Origin of the sequence: Lysobacter sp. CCNWLW3 (assembly GCF_036697405.1) — a bacterium.
Classification (GTDB): Bacteria; Pseudomonadota; Gammaproteobacteria; order Xanthomonadales; family Xanthomonadaceae; genus Lysobacter.
In genome coordinates this window covers 76,346-92,035 of record NZ_JBAHWA010000001.1, presented here as the reverse complement: position 1 = coordinate 92,035, position 15,690 = coordinate 76,346, and the positions used below count along the sequence as shown (strand labels likewise).

At 69.1% G+C, this 15,690-nt stretch carries 16 protein-coding genes; 9 read left to right on the top strand and 7 right to left on the bottom strand.

Annotation, left to right across the window (positions count from 1 at the left end):
- Positions 1-26: 26 nt before the first annotated feature.
- From V1318_RS00445 to V1318_RS00430, 4 genes are all read right to left on the bottom strand, one after another.
- Positions 27-677, bottom strand: a complete 651-nt coding sequence (locus V1318_RS00445; RefSeq protein WP_332936779.1) for a glutathione S-transferase family protein — start codon at positions 675-677, stop codon at positions 27-29.
- Positions 674-1,234 (bottom strand): GNAT family N-acetyltransferase, encoded by a 561-nt coding sequence (locus tag V1318_RS00440; protein ID WP_332936777.1) that lies wholly within the window; start codon positions 1,232-1,234, stop codon positions 674-676. Before V1318_RS00440 ends, V1318_RS00445 begins: the two co-directional genes overlap by 4 nt.
- 196 nt (positions 1,235-1,430) lie before the next feature.
- On the bottom strand, positions 1,431-2,594 hold the full coding sequence (locus V1318_RS00435) for an acyl-CoA dehydrogenase family protein (RefSeq protein ID WP_332936776.1): 1,164 nt from the start codon (positions 2,592-2,594) through the stop codon (positions 1,431-1,433).
- Positions 2,595-2,814: 220 nt separating this feature from the next.
- Entirely contained in the window at positions 2,815-3,636 is an 822-nt protein-coding gene (locus V1318_RS00430) for a glycine zipper 2TM domain-containing protein (RefSeq protein ID WP_332936775.1), read from the bottom strand.
- A gap of 177 nt (positions 3,637-3,813) precedes the next feature.
- Here V1318_RS00430 and V1318_RS00425 point away from each other — a divergent pair, with 177 nt between their 5' ends.
- Both V1318_RS00425 and V1318_RS00420 read left to right on the top strand, forming a co-directional pair.
- Entirely contained in the window at positions 3,814-4,038 is a 225-nt protein-coding gene (locus V1318_RS00425) for a DUF6116 family protein (protein WP_332936773.1), read from the top strand.
- 3 nt (positions 4,039-4,041) lie between these two features.
- Positions 4,042-4,812 carry a TatD family hydrolase gene (locus V1318_RS00420; protein ID WP_332936771.1) on the top strand — a complete coding sequence of 257 codons (771 nt, stop codon included), beginning with the start codon at positions 4,042-4,044 and terminating at the stop codon, positions 4,810-4,812.
- A gap of 144 nt (positions 4,813-4,956) precedes the next feature.
- Here V1318_RS00420 and V1318_RS00415 read toward each other — a convergent pair whose 3' ends face one another.
- Positions 4,957-5,757, bottom strand: a complete 801-nt coding sequence (locus V1318_RS00415) for a tRNA threonylcarbamoyladenosine dehydratase (RefSeq protein ID WP_332938274.1) — start codon at positions 5,755-5,757, stop codon at positions 4,957-4,959.
- A gap of 108 nt (positions 5,758-5,865) precedes the next feature.
- Between V1318_RS00415 and V1318_RS00410 the strand changes: the two genes are divergently transcribed.
- The 3 genes from V1318_RS00410 to V1318_RS00400 all read left to right on the top strand — a co-directional run bounded on the left by V1318_RS00410 (position 5,866) and on the right by V1318_RS00400 (position 8,292).
- Positions 5,866-6,318 carry a hypothetical protein gene (locus V1318_RS00410; protein WP_332936769.1) on the top strand — a complete coding sequence of 151 codons (453 nt, stop codon included), beginning with the start codon at positions 5,866-5,868 and terminating at the stop codon, positions 6,316-6,318.
- Between the two features lie 140 nt (positions 6,319-6,458).
- Positions 6,459-6,938: a glycine zipper 2TM domain-containing protein gene (locus tag V1318_RS00405; RefSeq protein ID WP_332936768.1), complete on the top strand. Its 480-nt coding sequence runs from the start codon at positions 6,459-6,461 to the stop codon at positions 6,936-6,938.
- Positions 6,939-7,176: 238 nt separating this feature from the next.
- On the top strand, positions 7,177-8,292 hold the full coding sequence (locus V1318_RS00400; RefSeq protein WP_332936767.1) for a M35 family metallo-endopeptidase: 1,116 nt from the start codon (positions 7,177-7,179) through the stop codon (positions 8,290-8,292).
- A gap of 214 nt (positions 8,293-8,506) precedes the next feature.
- Here V1318_RS00400 and V1318_RS00395 read toward each other — a convergent pair whose 3' ends face one another.
- Complete coding sequence (locus tag V1318_RS00395) at positions 8,507-8,716, bottom strand: cold-shock protein (RefSeq protein ID WP_055906256.1); 210 nt, start codon at positions 8,714-8,716, stop codon at positions 8,507-8,509.
- Between the two features lie 216 nt (positions 8,717-8,932).
- Between V1318_RS00395 and V1318_RS00390 the strand changes: the two genes are divergently transcribed.
- From V1318_RS00390 to V1318_RS00380, 3 genes are all read left to right on the top strand, one after another.
- On the top strand, positions 8,933-9,418 hold the full coding sequence (locus tag V1318_RS00390; protein WP_332936762.1) for a DUF456 domain-containing protein: 486 nt from the start codon (positions 8,933-8,935) through the stop codon (positions 9,416-9,418).
- Between the two features lie 130 nt (positions 9,419-9,548).
- A complete protein-coding gene (locus tag V1318_RS00385) occupies positions 9,549-10,736 on the top strand; it encodes a phospholipase A (RefSeq protein WP_332936761.1) in 1,188 nt (395 codons plus the stop codon).
- A 96-nt stretch (positions 10,737-10,832) separates the two neighbouring features.
- On the top strand, positions 10,833-11,789 hold the full coding sequence (locus tag V1318_RS00380; protein ID WP_332936759.1) for a patatin-like phospholipase family protein: 957 nt from the start codon (positions 10,833-10,835) through the stop codon (positions 11,787-11,789).
- A 207-nt stretch (positions 11,790-11,996) separates the two neighbouring features.
- Here V1318_RS00380 and V1318_RS00375 read toward each other — a convergent pair whose 3' ends face one another.
- Positions 11,997-13,589, bottom strand: coding sequence for a fumarate hydratase (locus tag V1318_RS00375; protein WP_332936757.1), 1,593 nt, complete (start codon positions 13,587-13,589; stop codon positions 11,997-11,999).
- Positions 13,590-13,777: 188 nt separating this feature from the next.
- Between V1318_RS00375 and V1318_RS00370 the strand changes: the two genes are divergently transcribed.
- Positions 13,778-15,616, top strand: coding sequence for a serine hydrolase domain-containing protein (locus tag V1318_RS00370; RefSeq protein ID WP_332936755.1), 1,839 nt, complete (start codon positions 13,778-13,780; stop codon positions 15,614-15,616).
- The last annotated feature ends 74 nt before the right edge of the window (positions 15,617-15,690 follow it).

Sequence of the window (15,690 nt, the reverse complement as noted above, 5' to 3'; positions counted from 1 at the left end):
GTCACGGGTCGGCTAATCGGTTGGAATCAGGGGGTGGATCGGGTCTGGGCGATGCGTTCGGCGGCGATCGCGTCGGGTTCGGGCATGGGCACGAAACCCGGCGTGGCGCGCACCCGCGCCAGCCAGGCGCGCAGCGCCGGGTACGGGTCCAGCGCGATGCCGCCGTGGCCGGCGACGTCGGTGTAGGCGTACAGCGCGATGTCGGCGATGCCGTAGGCGCCGGCGCTGAACCAGTCCTGCGCCTGCAGGTGCTGCTCCATCACCGCCAGCGCGCGATGGCCGCGCTCGCGCAGCATCGGCAGCTCGGCGCGGCGCGGCGAATCCAGCGGCGTCCAGCCGGCGATGAAGCGCGCCACGGCGACGTAGGGCTCGTGGCTGTACTGCTCGAAATTCATCCAGCTCAGGGTCTGCGCGCGCCGCCAGCGGTCGTCGGACAGGAAGGGCGTGCCCTCGGCCAGGTAGTACAGGATGGCGTTGGATTCGGCCAGGGTGCTGCCGTCGTCGCGCTGCAGCACCGGCACCTTGCCGTTGGGATTCAGGGCCAGGAACTGCGGCGTGCGGGTCTGGCCGCGGCTGCTGTCGACCTCGACCCAGCGGTAGTCCTGGCCCAGTTGCTCCAGCAGCACGCGCAGCTTGTGGCAGTTGCCCGAGGGCGAGAAACCGTAGACGGTGTTCATGCGCCCGCTCCTTCGCGCCGGCGCGCGCGCCATTGCTCGCGGCTCTGGCCCCAGATCTCGATGTCCTTGTCGTCGAACGGCGCCGGCAGGCGGTCCTGGCGCAGGTAGCGCGAACCCAGCTTGGCGGCCACGCCCTTGGAGCCGAGGTTGCCGGTGTCGATGCTGTGGATCACCTCGCTCCAGCCCAGGTGCTCGAAGGCCCAGTCCATGGCCGCGGCCGCGCCCTCGCTCGCGTAGCCCTTGCCGCCCTGGCTTTCGACGATGCCCCAACCCACCTCCGGACCCGGCCAGCCTTCGGGCTGCCAGGGGCCGAGCCGGCCGATCCAGCGCCCGGAGGATTTTTCGAACACCGAGAAGAAACCGTAGCCCATCGCGGCCCAGGAGCCGATCACCGACATCAGCGAACGCCAGGCCGGCGAACGCGGCTGCGGCCCGCCGATGTAGCGCAGGTAGTCGCCGTCGGCGGCCATGAAGGCCGCCCAATCCTCGAAGTCGTCCAGGCGCGGCGGACGCAGCAGCAGGCGCGGCGTTTCCAGCTGGATATCGGGGATGGTCATCACGGATCGGCTCTCCTGCTGAGCGTGACATCGCTGGCGGTGTCGGCCCCTCTCCCGCACGCGGGAGAGGGGTTGGGGTGAGGGCCACGAGCGTTGCGACTTGCGTCGCCGTCGCAATGGCGCGCCCTCATCCGGCCCTGCGGGCCACCTTCTCCCGCTGGCGGGAGAAGGCAAAAGCTGGTGTCGCCCGGACGCCTTAGAACGCGTTGATGCCCGTCAGCTCGCGACCGACCACCAGCTGGTGGATGGTCTCGGTGCCTTCATAGGTGATCACCGACTCCAGGTTCAGCGCATGGCGGATCGCCGCGTGCTCGGTGGTGATGCCGGCGCCGCCGAGCAGGTCGCGGCATTCGCGCGCGATGTCGATGGCCATGCGGCAGTTGTTCCACTTCGCCAGGCTCACCTGGGTCGGCTGCATGTTGCCGGCATCCTTCAGACGGCCGAGCTGCACGACCAGCAGCTGCGCCAGGGTGATGCGGCGCGCCATCTCGGCCATCTTGATCTGCGCCGACTGGGTCGCCGCGACCGGACGGTCGAACAGGATGCGCTCCTTGCTGTAGTTCAGCGCTTCGTCCAGGCAGGCGATGGCCGCGCCGATCGGGCCCCAGGTGATGCCGTAGCGGGCCTGCGTCAGGCAGCCCAGCGGGCCCTTGAGGCCTTTCACGTTGGGCAGGCGGTTGGCTTCGGGCACGCGCACGTTGTCGAAGAACAGCGACGAGGTCACCGACGCGCGCAGGCTCATCTTGTGTTTGATTTCCTGCGCGGCGAAACCGGGCATGCCCTTCTCGACCACGAAGCCCTGGATGCCGTCCTCGGTCTGCGCCCAGACGATGGCGATGTCGGCCAGGTTGCCGTTGGTGATCCACATCTTGGAGCCGTTGAGGACCCAGTCGCCGCCGTCCTTCTTGGCGTTGGTCTTCATGTTGGCCGGGTCGGAACCGCCGTGCGGCTCGGTCAGGCCGAAACAGCCGATGATCTGGCCCTTGGCCATGCCCGGCAGCCAGCGCTGGCGCTGCTCTTCGCTGCCGTAGGCGTAGATGGGGTACATGCACAGCGAGGACTGCACGCTGACGAAGCTGCGGATGCCGCTGTCGCCGCGTTCGAGTTCCTGGCAGATCAGGCCGTAGCTGACCGCGTTGAGGCCGGCGCAGCCGTATTGCTCGGGCAGCGAAGAGCCCAGCAGGCCGAGGTCGGCGATCTCGGGCACCAGTTCCTTGGGAAAACGGCCCTGGTCGAAGGCGTCGCCGATGATCGGGATCACGCGCTCGTCGGTGAAGCGGGCCACGGTGTCCTGGACGGCGCGCTCCTCTTCGGTGAGCAGGGAACGGACGTCGTACAGATCGTAGGGATGCAGGGCCATGGCGCGCTCGGAAGACCGTAGGAACGGAAAGACCGCCATTGTACTGGCCGCGCCCGGTCCGAGGTAAAGCCGCGCTGCGCGCGGCCAAGCACGCATGTAAGCGTTCTCAGGCGCGCGCACGCACGCTCCGCGCCGATGCGAAGCCCCAATAAGAACGGGGCCGGATATCCGGCCCCGTCGGTTTGCGTTGGGTGGCCGCGGGCCGTGCCCGCGCGCGCACTCAGCCGCGTTCGCTGCCCGCTTCGGCCGAGGCGGTCTGGGTCACGACCTTGCCGTCGATCACCGGCAGCTGCTGGCCCGGGCGCTCGTCCATGCGGATGGTCTGGTTCTGACCCTGGTAGCGGTAGGTCACGTCGTAACCGACCACCTTGTCCTCGCTGCCCAGGGCGATGCGGCTGCCCGGCTTGCTCTCGGTGCGCATGGTGCCGGTGGTGCCGTCGGGATTGCGGTAGGTCACGTTGTAGGCGATCACGCGGGTGGACTGCGAGGTCTCCGACACGGTGCGGCACTGGCGCTCGGTGCGGTTCACGACCTTGCCGCCGACGTGGTTGCGGTCGACGCGGTTGCCGATATAGCCGCCGGCGGCGGCGCCGGCCACGGTCGCGGCCTTCTTGCCGTTGCCGCCGCCGATCTGGTTGCCGACCAGGCCGCCGATCAGAGCGCCGGCGACCGTGCCGCCGACGTTGCCGTCGCGCTCGGGCAGACGCTCCTGCACGACCACGTCCTCGCAGACTTCGCGCGGGGTCGAGGCGGTGCTGGTCTCGCGCACCGGGTCGGTGCCGATCACCGTGGCGTACAGCTTTTCCTTCTCGTTGATCGGCTTGACGTTGAGGACGTCGGCGTACTCGACCTCCGGCTTGGCGGTGGTCGCGATCGCGCCGTTGGGGGCGATATCGCCTTCGGCGCCGACGGCAGCATCCGCGCCGGTCAGCGCGGTGGCCGGCGTGGCCGAGCCGTTGCCGCGGAAGCTCTGGAACGCGGCGACGGCGACGCCGCCTACGAGCAGCGAAGCCAGCGCTACAGCCAACATGTTCTTGTTCATCGTGAGCCTCCTGCGGTGAAACCGGGTTGTGCGGACGAGCCGCGGGTGTGGACGACGCCATTGCACCACCGGAAACCTGAACAAGCACCTATTGAAATCCGCAAAACTGTCCCCCGCATGAACCCTTCGCGGGCACGTGTTAGCGTGTTGCAACGCGCGTCACAACCCGGTATCGACATGGCCAACCCCCTGCTTGCTCCCCTGATGGGCTTCCTCGGACGCCTGAGCTACCCGCGGCTGTTCGTCCTGACGGCGACGCTGTTCCTGCTCGACTTCTTCATGCTGGATCCGATCCCGTTCGTCGACGAAATCCTGCTCGGCCTCAGCACGCTGCTGCTGGCGAACTGGAAGAACCGCAAGGCCCCGCCGCCGCTGGAGCCGCCCGCCCCGCCCTCGCGCTGAACCGTGGCGGCGCTGGTCGACAGCCACAGCCACCTGGACGCGGCCGAGTTCGATCCCGACCGCGCGCAGGTGATCGCGCGCGCGCGCGCCGCCGGCGTGACCCGCCAGGTGGTGCCCGCGGTCGACGCCGCCGGCTGGCCCAGGCTGCGCGAGGTCTGCGCGCAGGCGCCGGGCCTGTATCCGGCCTACGGGCTGCATCCGATGTACCTGGCCTCGCACCGGCCCGAGCATCTGCGCGAGCTGGGCGACTGGATCGAGCGCGAGCGCCCGCTCGCGGTCGGCGAATGCGGCCTGGACTACTTCGTCGAAGATCTGGACCACGAGGCGCAGGCGCGCTACTTCGACGGCCAACTGCGCCTGGCGCGCGACTTCGACCTGCCGGTGATCGTGCATGCGCGGCGCGCGGTGGACGCGGTGATCGCGGCGATCCGCCGCTGCGGGCCGCTGCGCGGCGTGGTGCACAGCTATTCGGGCAGCGAGGAACAGGCACGGCAGTTGTGGAAGGCCGGCTTCCTGCTCGGCCTGGGCGGGCCGGTCACCTACGAACGCGCGAACCGCCTGCGCGGCCTGGCCGCGAGCATGCCGATCGAGCACCTGCTGCTGGAAACCGACGCGCCCGACCAACCCGACGCCGGCATTCGCGGCCAGCGCAACGAGCCGGCGCGGCTGGCGACCGTGCGCGACACCATCGCCGGCTTGCGCGGCATCGCGCCGGAGGCGCTCGCGGCGGCGACCAGCGCGAACGCCGAGCGTCTGTTCCGACTGCCGTCCTAGCCCCCGCTTCGGTGTAGGAGCGGCGCAAGCCGCGACCGCGCCAAAACAACAACGGCGCAAGACCCGAAGATCTCGCATTGCCACGGCAACGTCGGCGTGTGCGATTACGCGGTCGCGGCTTATGCCGCTCCTACCCCTCGGCGCTCAGGCCGCCGCGGCTTTCGGCTTGAGCAGGATCTCCAAGGCCTTGCCCACCGCCGCGAACGCGAACGCGCCGGTGATGTGGGTGGCCGCGCCCAGGCCGGCGCCGCAGTCCAGCTTCAACGCCGCATCCGCGTCCAGCTTGGGGCGCAGGCCGCAAACGGTGCCGTCGGCCTGCGGGTATTTGACGTTCTCCAGCGAATAGATCGCCGAGACGCCGAAGTAGCGGTCCGGATTCTTGGGGAAGTTGAACTCGCCGCGCAGCTTCTTGCGGATCAGCGCCAGCATCGCGTCGTGCTCGGTGCGCGACAGATCGCGCACGCGCACCAGGGTCGGATCGGTGCGGCCGCCGGCCGAACCGACCGCGATCACCGGCCGCTTGCGTCGCCGGCACCAGGCGATCAGCTCGACCTTGCTGCGGAAACTGTCGCAGGCGTCCAGCACCAGGTCGTAGTCGCGGTCCAGCAACTGATCCAGGTTGGAGGGGGTCAGGAAGCTTTGCACCACCTCCAGGCCGATCTCGGGATTGATCGCGCGGCAGCGCTCGGCCATGACCTCGACCTTGGCCCGGCCGTAGTGGCCGTCCAGCGCCGGCAGCTGCCGGTTGGTGTTCGAAAGGCACAAATCGTCCGCGTCGATCAGGCACAGATGGCCGACGCCGCTGCGCGCCAGGGCCTCGACCGCCCAGGAGCCCACGCCGCCCATGCCGACCACGGCGACGCGGCAGGCGGACAGACGGGCGACGGTGCCGATGCCGTACAGCCGGTCGATGCCGGCGAAGCGTTCCCGCCATGCGGGCGCCAGGGTGTTTTCGCTCATGCGCGCATTGTACGGGCGCGTCGCGCCCGAGCCGGTGGCGGAACGCGCAACGCTGCGTGTTAAGGTTCGGCCATCTTGGATGGAGGCCAGGCAATGAACGATACCCAGCCCAACAGCGTCGCCGCCCCGCGTAAGGGCAACGGCAGGAAATACCTGTTCCTGTTCCTGATCGGCCTGGTCATGGGCGCGATCGGCACGGTGATGCTGATGCGGGCTTGGCAGGCGCGGCAGGATCCGTTCCCGGACAGCCTGATGCACGTGCAGGCCTGGCACCTCCAGCAGCTCGACAGCCGGGTCAAGGAGAACCGCTGCGCGGCCACCGACACCCTGCCCCACGTCAAGGCGCTGCGCACCACCGCCGACGATCTGGAATGGGCCTTCCCCGACCTCAAGGACGATGCCCGTTTCGGCGCGCACGCCAGCAAGTTCCGCGCCGCCCTGGACGGTGCGCTCGCCAGTCCGCCGCTCAATTGCGCCGGCGTCGGCGCGATGAACAAGCAGGTCCAGGACGCCTGCGGCGCCTGCCACCAGGACTTCAAGGGCTGAGGCCAGACGCGAGTCCCGCCGCGAGCTGAACACCACGTCGAGGCACAGGAACGGTTGATCGGCTGTTCACGCAGGGCCGCCTAGCTTGGTGGGCGCGTGGCGAGGTTCGCCACTCGCCCCTCCATCCGCAGGAGATCCGAATGAACATCCAGAATCTACGCCTGCTCGGCATCGCCGCGGCCGCGACCCTGGCCCTGGCCGGTTGCGCCACGGGACCGGGCTATTCCTCCGGCTACGGCAATCCGCAGCCGAGCTACGGCAACGCCCCGGCCAACTGCTACGACTGCGGCACCGTGACCCGGATCGAGCAGCTGGCCGGCGGCTCCGCGCCCAGCAAGACCGGCGCCGTCCTGGGCGGCATCGTCGGCGCGGTGGCCGGCCATGAAATCTCGTCCCACACCGGCGGCAGCAAGGGCAACCAGAACGTCGCCGCGGTGGCCGGCGCGGTCGGCGGCGCGATCGCCGGCAACGCGATCCAGAACCGCGTCGACAACGGCCGCTTCAACGTCTACGTGCGCATGGACGACGGCCGCACCACGGTGGTCACCCAGAACGATCTGGGCGGCATCCGCGAAGGCAGCTACGTGCGCGTCTACAACGGCCGCGCCTGGGTGCGCTGAGCCCCGAGCCGGCGATACGGAAGCGGCCCGCTACGGCGGGCCGCTTTTTTTTGCGCCGATGCCGGCCGCGCCATGCTGCGCAGCAACATCCGCGGGCGGATTCGCACACTGCAACCGCAATCACACAACCAGGCGGACATCGCGACGGCCGACGCCGCGTAAACCGCGCGGGGAGGATTAGTGTCGGCAGGTCCGCCCCCGCGGGCCTCGCCTAGACGAAGACATGGAGACCAGCCGCATGAAGCTACTGCACGTCGTTTCCGGCGCCGCCGTTCTGGCCGGCGCCATCGCCGCGGCCACCGCCGCCGGCCCCGCCGCCCCGACCAATCCGCTGCGCGTCAGCATCCAGGCCTTCGACGGCGGCGCCAACGCGCTCAGCGCCGACGCGCTGCAGGGCGCGGTCGAGATCGCGGTGACCAACACCAGCCGCCGCACCGTGCGCCTGCCGAAGTGGCAGCTGCCGACCGAAGTGCTGGACGCCAATCTGTTCGAAGTCAGCGTCGACGGCGTCAAGCTCGACTATCAGGGCCCGATGATCAAGCGCGGCGCGCCGCAGGCGGCCGACTTCGCGATCCTGCGTCCGGGCGAGACCTACCGCGTGGTGGTCGACCTGGCCTCGGCCTACGACCTGTCGCAGGCCGGCGACTACACCGTCACCTACAACGCCCCGCTGCAGTTCGCCTCCACCGACGACCGCAAGCTGCTCAACCAGGCCAACGGCCTGCCGATGAGCGCGCGCAGCGCGCCGCTGCGCCTGTGGCTGGACGGCGGCGCCAAGCTCGACGCGTCGCAGCGCGTGAGCGCGGCGGCCAAGCCGGTCGGTCCGACCCAGGTGGTCAACGGCGTCAACTACGTCGGCTGCACCAGCACCCGCATCAACACCGCCGGCCAGGCCGTGACCGCGGCGCGCAACTACTCCGAGAACGCCAAGGGCTACCTCAACGGCGGCACCGTCGGCGCGCGCTACACCACCTGGTTCGGCGCCTATACCTCGTCGCGCTACAGCACCGCGCGCCAGCACTTCGTCTCGATCGACGCGGCGATGGACCAGAACAGCGGCCAGATCACCATCAACTGCGGCTGCACCAGCAGCGCCTACGCCTACGTGTATCCGAACCGGCCGTACGAGATCTACGTCTGCAGGGCGTTCTGGAACGCGCCGCTGACCGGCACCGACTCCAAGGCCGGCACCCTGATCCACGAGATGAGCCACTTCAACGCGGTCGCCGGCACCGACGATCACGTCTACGGCCAGACCGGCGCCAAGAATCTCGCGATCAGCAATCCGACCAACGCTTTGGATAATGCCGATAACCACGAGTACTTCGCCGAGAACACCCCGTTCCAGAACTGATCGGCGCGGCGATACCGGAAAGCGGCCCGTTGCGACGGGCCGCTTTCTTTATGTTTCGAAATCGCAAGTTTCCCAAAACAAAATCGCAGACGCGGGCTTCGGCGGCGCGCACGCGCCGAAAATAAATCTCGGAAAAAGAAAAACCCGGCTCGCGCCGGGTTTTTCAGGTCCTGAGCGCCGCCTTGCGGGCGACGCTTCGATCAGGGGTGTTGCCTTACAGCGGTTCGACGGCGTCGGCCTGCAGACCCTTCTGGCCCTGCACGACGGTGAAGGAGACCTTCTGGCCTTCCTTCAGGCTCTTGAAGCCCTGGGACTGGATCGCGCGGAAGTGCACGAACACGTCCTCGCCGTTCTCGCGGCTGATGAAGCCGAAGCCCTTGGCATCGTTGAACCACTTGACGGTACCGAATTCACGGTTCGACATTTTTACTTGCTCCTTGAAACGTTGGTTGTTTAACCGCAGCTCGCGCTGCGTGCTGGTTGCAAGGAGGAAGCGAGGTGCAACGATGTAGCGGATCGAGGATCAACCGCATCGGGCCACGATTCACGGTGACCCTTGGCAAACACAGCGCCCGCAACTTACCCCGCTATGGGGCAAAATGCAAACAGCCCGGACAGCCTGTCCGGACGGGGGTTCTGGATGGATTTCACCACTGTTTATTACGTGCTGGCCGGGCTGCTGATCCTGGTCGGAATCGCCGGTACGGTACTGCCGGCGCTGCCGGGTTTGCCGCTGGTTTTCGCCGGCATGCTGCTGGCCGCCTGGGCCGGCGGTTTCCAGCAGGTCGGCTGGCTGATGCTGACCGTGCTGGGGCTGCTGACCCTGGTCTCGCTGGGGGTGGATTTCCTGGCCACCGCGATGGGCGCCAAGCGCGTAGGCGCCAGCAAGCTGGCCCTGATCGGGGCCATGGCCGGTACCTTCGCCGGCCTGTTCTTCGGGCCGATCGGCCTGTTCGCCGGCCCCTTCGTCGGCGCCCTGGGCGGCGAGTTGATCCACAGCCGTCAGCTCGGCCAGGCGACCAAGGTCGGGGTCGGCACCTGGGTCGGCATCCTGGTCGGCACGGTGCTGAAACTCGGGCTGGCCTTCGCGATGGTGGCGCTGTTCGTCGCGGCCTGGATTTTCTAGGCGTTTATTTAGTCGCGAGTTTCGCCCGCGGCGAGCGTCGATACTAAATGACGAACCGCATCGAAGCTGGAAACCGCAGGCAGTGGAAGACACACTGTCTGCGTAACCGCTTCGACCATGGATGCCCGCAATGAATTCAACCGCCCGCCGCCCCGCCCGATCCCGCGCCTGCGCCCACCCGCTGCTGCTGGCGCTGGCGGCGGCGCTGCCCTGGGCCGCATCCGCGCAACAGGCGCCGGCCCCGGCCACGCCCGAGGCCTGCACCGCGATCTCGGGCGATGCCGACCGCCTGGCCTGCTACGACAAGGCGCTGAACCGGCAGGCCCCGGACACCCGCGCCGCCGACGTGGCGGCCAAGGAAGCCAAGGCGATCCAGCGCAATCTGGAGCTGGCCGACCAGATCGAGGGCCGCGCGCCGCCGGACGCGTCGGCATCCGAGCACGCGCGCCGCAACGATCTGTATCCGAACGAGGCGCCGCTGGACAGCGCGATCGCCAACGCCGGCAAGGGCGGCCTGCTCGACAGCCGCTGGGAGCTGGCCAAGGACTCCAAGCTGGGCGTGTTCAACTTCCGCGCCTACAAGCCGGTCTACCTGCTGCCGGCGTTCTGGACCAGCAACGTCAACGAACTGCCCTACTCGCCCAATCCGCGCAATCAGGTCGCCACGCCGCAGTCGCTGACCAGCGTGGAGGCCAAGTTCCAGCTCAGCTTCAAGACCAAGGCGGTGGAGAACCTGTTCGGCGACAACGGCGACATCTGGATGGGCTACACCCAGAGTTCGCATTGGCAGGTCTACAACGGCGACAACTCGCGCCCCTTCCGCGAGACCAATTACGAACCCGAAGTGCTGCTGGTGTTCCGCAACAACTACCGCATCGGCGGCTGGAACGGGCGCATGGCGGCGATCGGCCTCAACCACCAGTCCAACGGCCGCGCCGATCCTTTCTCGCGCAGTTGGAACCGCGTGGTCGCCAACATCGGCCTGGACCGCGAGAACTGGGCGCTGACGCTGCGGCCGTGGTGGCGCGTCTCCGACGGCAACGACGACGACAATCCGGACATCGAGGATTACATCGGCCGTGGCGACCTGACCCTGGTCCACCGCCGCGGCGGCCACGAGTTCAGCCTGATGGCGCGGCATTCGCTGCGCGGCGGCGATCGTTCGCACGGCGCGGTCCAGTTCGACTGGGCGTTTCCGATCCACAATTCGCTGCGCGGCCGCCTGCAGATCTTCGACGGCTACGGCGAGAGCATGATCGACTACAACCACCGCGCGACCTACATCGGCCTGGGCGTGTCGCTGCTGGAATGGTACTGAGCGCACGAAACCGCATTCGCGCGGGCCGCGCGTTCGCAAACCGCGCGACCGTGCTGGGGTAGGCTCGCCCTACCCCATGCAAGCGCGAGACTTCCCATGAAAATGCGCCGCATTCTGTCGCTGGACGGCGGCGGCATCCGCGGCCTGGTCAGCTGTCTGTGGCTGGGCGGCGTCGAGCAGGCCCTGGCCCAGGCCGGCAAGCCCGGTTTGCCGCGGGCCTTCGATCTGCTGGCGGGCAGCTCCACCGGCGCCATCGTCGCCTCGGGCCTGGCGATCGGCCTGGCGCCGGCCAAGATGGCCGATCTCTACCGCGATCACCGCCACAGCATCTTCCCCGGCATCGCCGAACGCCTGTGGACGCGCGCCGGCGCGGTGCTCGCAGCCGGCATGTCGGCGCCCAAGTACGACGGCGAGGGCCTGGAGCAGGTGCTCAAGACCGTGTTCGGCGAGACCACGCTGGGCGAGGTCCGGGTGCCGCTGCTGATCACCGCCTACGACACCGTGTCGCGCACGCCGGTGATGTTCAAGAGTTTCAACGCCAAGCACCGCGACCTGCCGCTGTGGGAGGTCTGCCGCGCCTCGGCGGCGGCGCCGACCTATTTCCCCGCGCACGCGATGCGGATCGAGGGCCGCGACTGCGCCCTGATCGACGGCGGCGTGGTCGCCAACAACCCCACCGCCTGCGCGATCGCCGAGGCCTTGCGCAAGGACGCCCAGGTCGACAACAGCCGCGACCTGGTCGTGCTGTCGGTGGGCACCGGCGAGCGCACCCGCAGCATTCCGCTGTCGTCGGCGCGCGCATGGGGCGCGCTGGAATGGGCGGTGCCCATCATCGACGTGCTGTTCGACGGCAACACCGACTCGGTCGACTACATCGCCCGCCAGCTGGTCGGCGAGGGCTACTTCCGCATGCAGGAGCACCTGCATATCGGCCTGGACGATCTGGACGACACCAGCTCGACCAACCTGATCGCGCTGGAGTTCATGGCCAAGGAGTACCTGGCCAAGGCCGAGACCCAGCAGATGCTGGCGGAGCTGGCGCGGCAGTTGTAGCGGCGCGCCGCTGTCTGTAGGAGCGGCGTAGGCCGCGATCGCGTTATCGCCGACCCCACGCAAGCGCCGCCAAGCAGTCGGATGCCTCGATGACCGGGTCGCGCTTGGGCTTGCGGCTTCGCGATCGCGGCGTAAACCGTTCCCACAGAAGGCTTGAAGCGCAACGCCCGGCGTGAGCCGGGCGTCGGAGGACGGCGATTGGGCCAATCAGGCCGGTTCGACCACCACCGGGATCTTGCCGATCCGCGCCTGCCATTGTTTCGGGCCGGTCTGATGCACCGACTCGCCGGCGCTGTCGACCGCCACCGTCACCGGCATGTCCTGCACGGTGAACTCGTAGATCGCCTCCATGCCCAGGTCGGCGAAACCGACCACGCGCGAGGCCTTGATCGCCTTCGACACCAGGTAGGCCGCGCCGCCGACCGCCATCAGATACACCGAGCGGTGCTTCTTGATGGCCTCGATCGCGACCGGGCCGCGCTCGGCCTTGCCGACCATGCCGAGCAAGCCGGTCTGCGCCAGCACCTGCTCGGTGAACTTGTCCATGCGCGTGGCGGTGGTCGGGCCGGCCGGGCCGACCACTTCGTCGCGCACCGGATCGACCGGGCCGACGTAATAGATGAAGCGGCCCTTGAAGTCGACCGGCAGCGCTTCGCCCTTGTTGAGCATGTCGACCATGCGCTTGTGGGCGGCGTCGCGGCCGGTCAGCAGCTTGCCGTTGAGCAGCAGCACTTCGCCGGGCTTCCAGCTGGCGACCTCTTCCGGGGTGACCGTGTCGAGATCGACGCGGCGACCCTTGGAGGCGTCGTAGGTCAGCTTCGGCCAATCCTCCAGCGACGGCGGGTCCAGCATCACCGGGCCGCTGCCGTCGAGGGTGAAATGCGCGTGGCGGGTGGCCGCGCAGTTCGGGATCATCGCCACCGGCAGGTTGGCGGCGTGGGTCGGGTAATCCTTGACCTTGATGTCCAGCACCGTGGTCAGGCCGCCCAGGCCCTGGGCGCCGATGCCCAGCGCGTTGACCTTCTCGTACAGCTCCAGGCGCAGCTCCTCGGCTCGGTTGCTGGCGCCGCGCGCCTGCAGCTGCGTGATGTCGATCGGCTCCATCAGCGATTCCTTGGCCAGCAGCATCGCCTTCTCGGCGGTGCCGCCGATGCCGATGCCGAGCATGCCCGGCGGGCACCAGCCCGCGCCCATGGTCGGCACGGTCTTGAGCACCCAATCGACGATGGAATCGGAGGGGTTGAGCATGGCGAACTTGGACTTGGCCTCCGAGCCGCCGCCCTTGGCCGCGACGATCACGTCGACGGTGTTGCCGGGCACGACCTTGACGTTGACCACGGCCGGGGTGTTGTCGCGGGTGTTGCTGCGCTTGCCGGCCGGATCGGCCAGCACGCTGGCGCGCAGCTTGTTGTCGGGATGGTTGTAGGCGCGGCGCACGCCTTCGTTGACCATGTCCTCCACGCCCATGGTCGCGCCGTCCCAGCGCACGTCCATGCCGATCTCCAGGAACACGGTGACGATGCCGGTGTCCTGGCAGATCGGGCGGTGGCCTTCGGCGCACATGCGCGAATTGATCAGGATCTGCGCGATCGCGTCCTTGGCCGCGACGCTCTCCTCGCGCTCGTAGGCGGCGGCGAGGTTCTTGATGTAGTCGACCGGATGGTAGTAGCTGATGTACTGCAGGCCATCGGCGATGGATTGGATCAGGTCGTCTTGACGGATGACGACCGGGCCGCTGGAAGCGGCGGAGGACGGGCTGGCGGTCACGGCGGGCTGCGGGCTGGCGGTGGGGATCCCCATTCTACCCGCCGTGCGCGGCGCGGCCGTGCGCGCGCCTGGGATGCCGCGGATCGCGGCGCATAAGCCCTTGATCCTGGGGGCGGAACCGGTATCGCTGCGCCCCTGCCCGAAGTCCGCATGACCTTGGCCACGCGGCCGGCCGCGCACGATGACGCACACTCGCGCTCCCCCCGGCACGCAGGCGCGCAATGACCAGGACAACGACGGCATCGTCGCCACGCGCGTGGCGGGCTTGGCTGCTCGGCCTGCTGATGCTGCCGATGGCGGGCACCGTGGCCGCGGAGCTGGACGCCGATCTGGCGGCAACGCTGCGGCAGCAAGGCCTGACCGGCGCGACCTGGTCCCTGTCCGATCCGGTCGCGGGCGTGCGGGTCGGCGCGGCCGGCCTCAAGGACGCGCGCAGCGGCCTGCCCCTGCGGCCCGACGACAAGGTCCTGGTCGGCTCGATCGCCAAGACGCTGCTGGCCACCGGCACGCTGCGCCTGGTCAGCCAAGGCCGCCTGCGCCTGGATCAGCCGGTGGCCGAGCTGCTGCCCGGCATCGTCTTCGACAACCCCTGGGCGGAGAGCGATCCGGTGCGCCTGCGCCATCTGCTGGACCACAGCGCCGGCCTCGACGACGCCCGCTTCAGCCAGGTGTTCAGCACCCGGCCCGGGCCGGACACGCCGCTGGCGCAGGCCTTCGCCGACGACGGCGGCCGCGTGCGCGTGCGCAGCCGGCCCGGCACACGCACCTCCTATTCCAACACCGGCTACACCCTGCTCGGCATGGCGATCGAAGCGGTGGTCGGCGAGCGTTACGAGACTTACCTCGACCGCGAGCTGCTGCAGGCGCTGGGCATGCGCGACAGCAGCTTCGCCTACGTCAGCCAGGTAGGCGCCAGCGCCGACCCGCACCTGGCGATGGGCCATTTCGAGCACGGCAGCGCGCATGCGATCGTGCCGACGTACCTGCGCCCGGCCGGCCAGTTCGCCACCACCTCCACCGACATGGCGCGCTTGGCGCGTTTCCTGATGAGCGACGGCCGCATCGACGGCCGGCCCTACATCGACCCGACCCTGCTGCGCGGCATGGGCCGCCCGCACCGCACCGAGGCCGCCGACGCCGGCTTGAACGTCGGCTACGCGCTGGGCCTGATCACGCGCGATCGCCATGGCGCGGTCGGCCGCTGCCACGGCGGCAGCACGATCGGCTACCGCGCGATGCTCTGCCTGTTCCCGCAGCAGCAGCGCGCGTTCTTCCTCTCGGTCAACGCCGACAGCGAAACGGCCGACTACGGTGCGCTGGACCGTCGCCTGATCCAGGCCCTGGCCCTGCCGGCCGCGGCCCCCGCGCCGACGCGGCCGAGTTCCCTGTCGCTGCGGGACTGGGAAGGCTTCTACGTGCCCTCGCCCAACCGCTTCGCCGCGTTCGCGTGGCTGGACACGACCCTGGGTTTCGCGCGCCTGCGGCGCGAGGGCGCAGCGCTGCGCCTGATCCCGTTCCAGGGCAAGCCGACCGTATTGACTCCGTTGGGCGGCGCGCTGTTCCGCGCCGAGGATAGGCTGGTCGCCTCGCATGCGCTGTTGACCGCCGCCGACGGCGCGCAGGTGATCGCGACCGGGCTGCAGAGCTACCAGCGCATTGCCCTGTGGAAACTGCTGGCGCTGTGGACCAGCCTCGCCGCGGGCGCCGCGGGCCTGCTGTGGTTGCTGCTGGGCGGCAGCGCGCGCGCGGCGCTACGCCGCTTGCGCGTGCGCGATCCGGCCTTCGCGCCCTGGCTGGCGACGCTGGCCCTGCTGCTGCCGTTGCCCTTGTTCTATCGCCAATCGTTCCTGCGACTGGGCGATCTCACCTGGGCCAGCGGCGTGCTCGCCGCGGTCACTTGCGCACTGCCGGCGGCGCTGTTGTTCGGGCTGTGGCGCTACCTGCGCCTGCGACCGGCGGGCGCGGCGGCGAAGCTGGATGCGGCGGCGATGCTGGCGATTCTGCAATGGACGCTGGTACTCGCGGCCTGGGGGCTGTGGCCGCTGCGGCTGTGGGCCTGAGGCGCTGCGTCTCTACCAGTCGGGGCCGGACTGCTCGCGATGGGCGCGGCCGAAACGATCCGCTTCGACCAAGG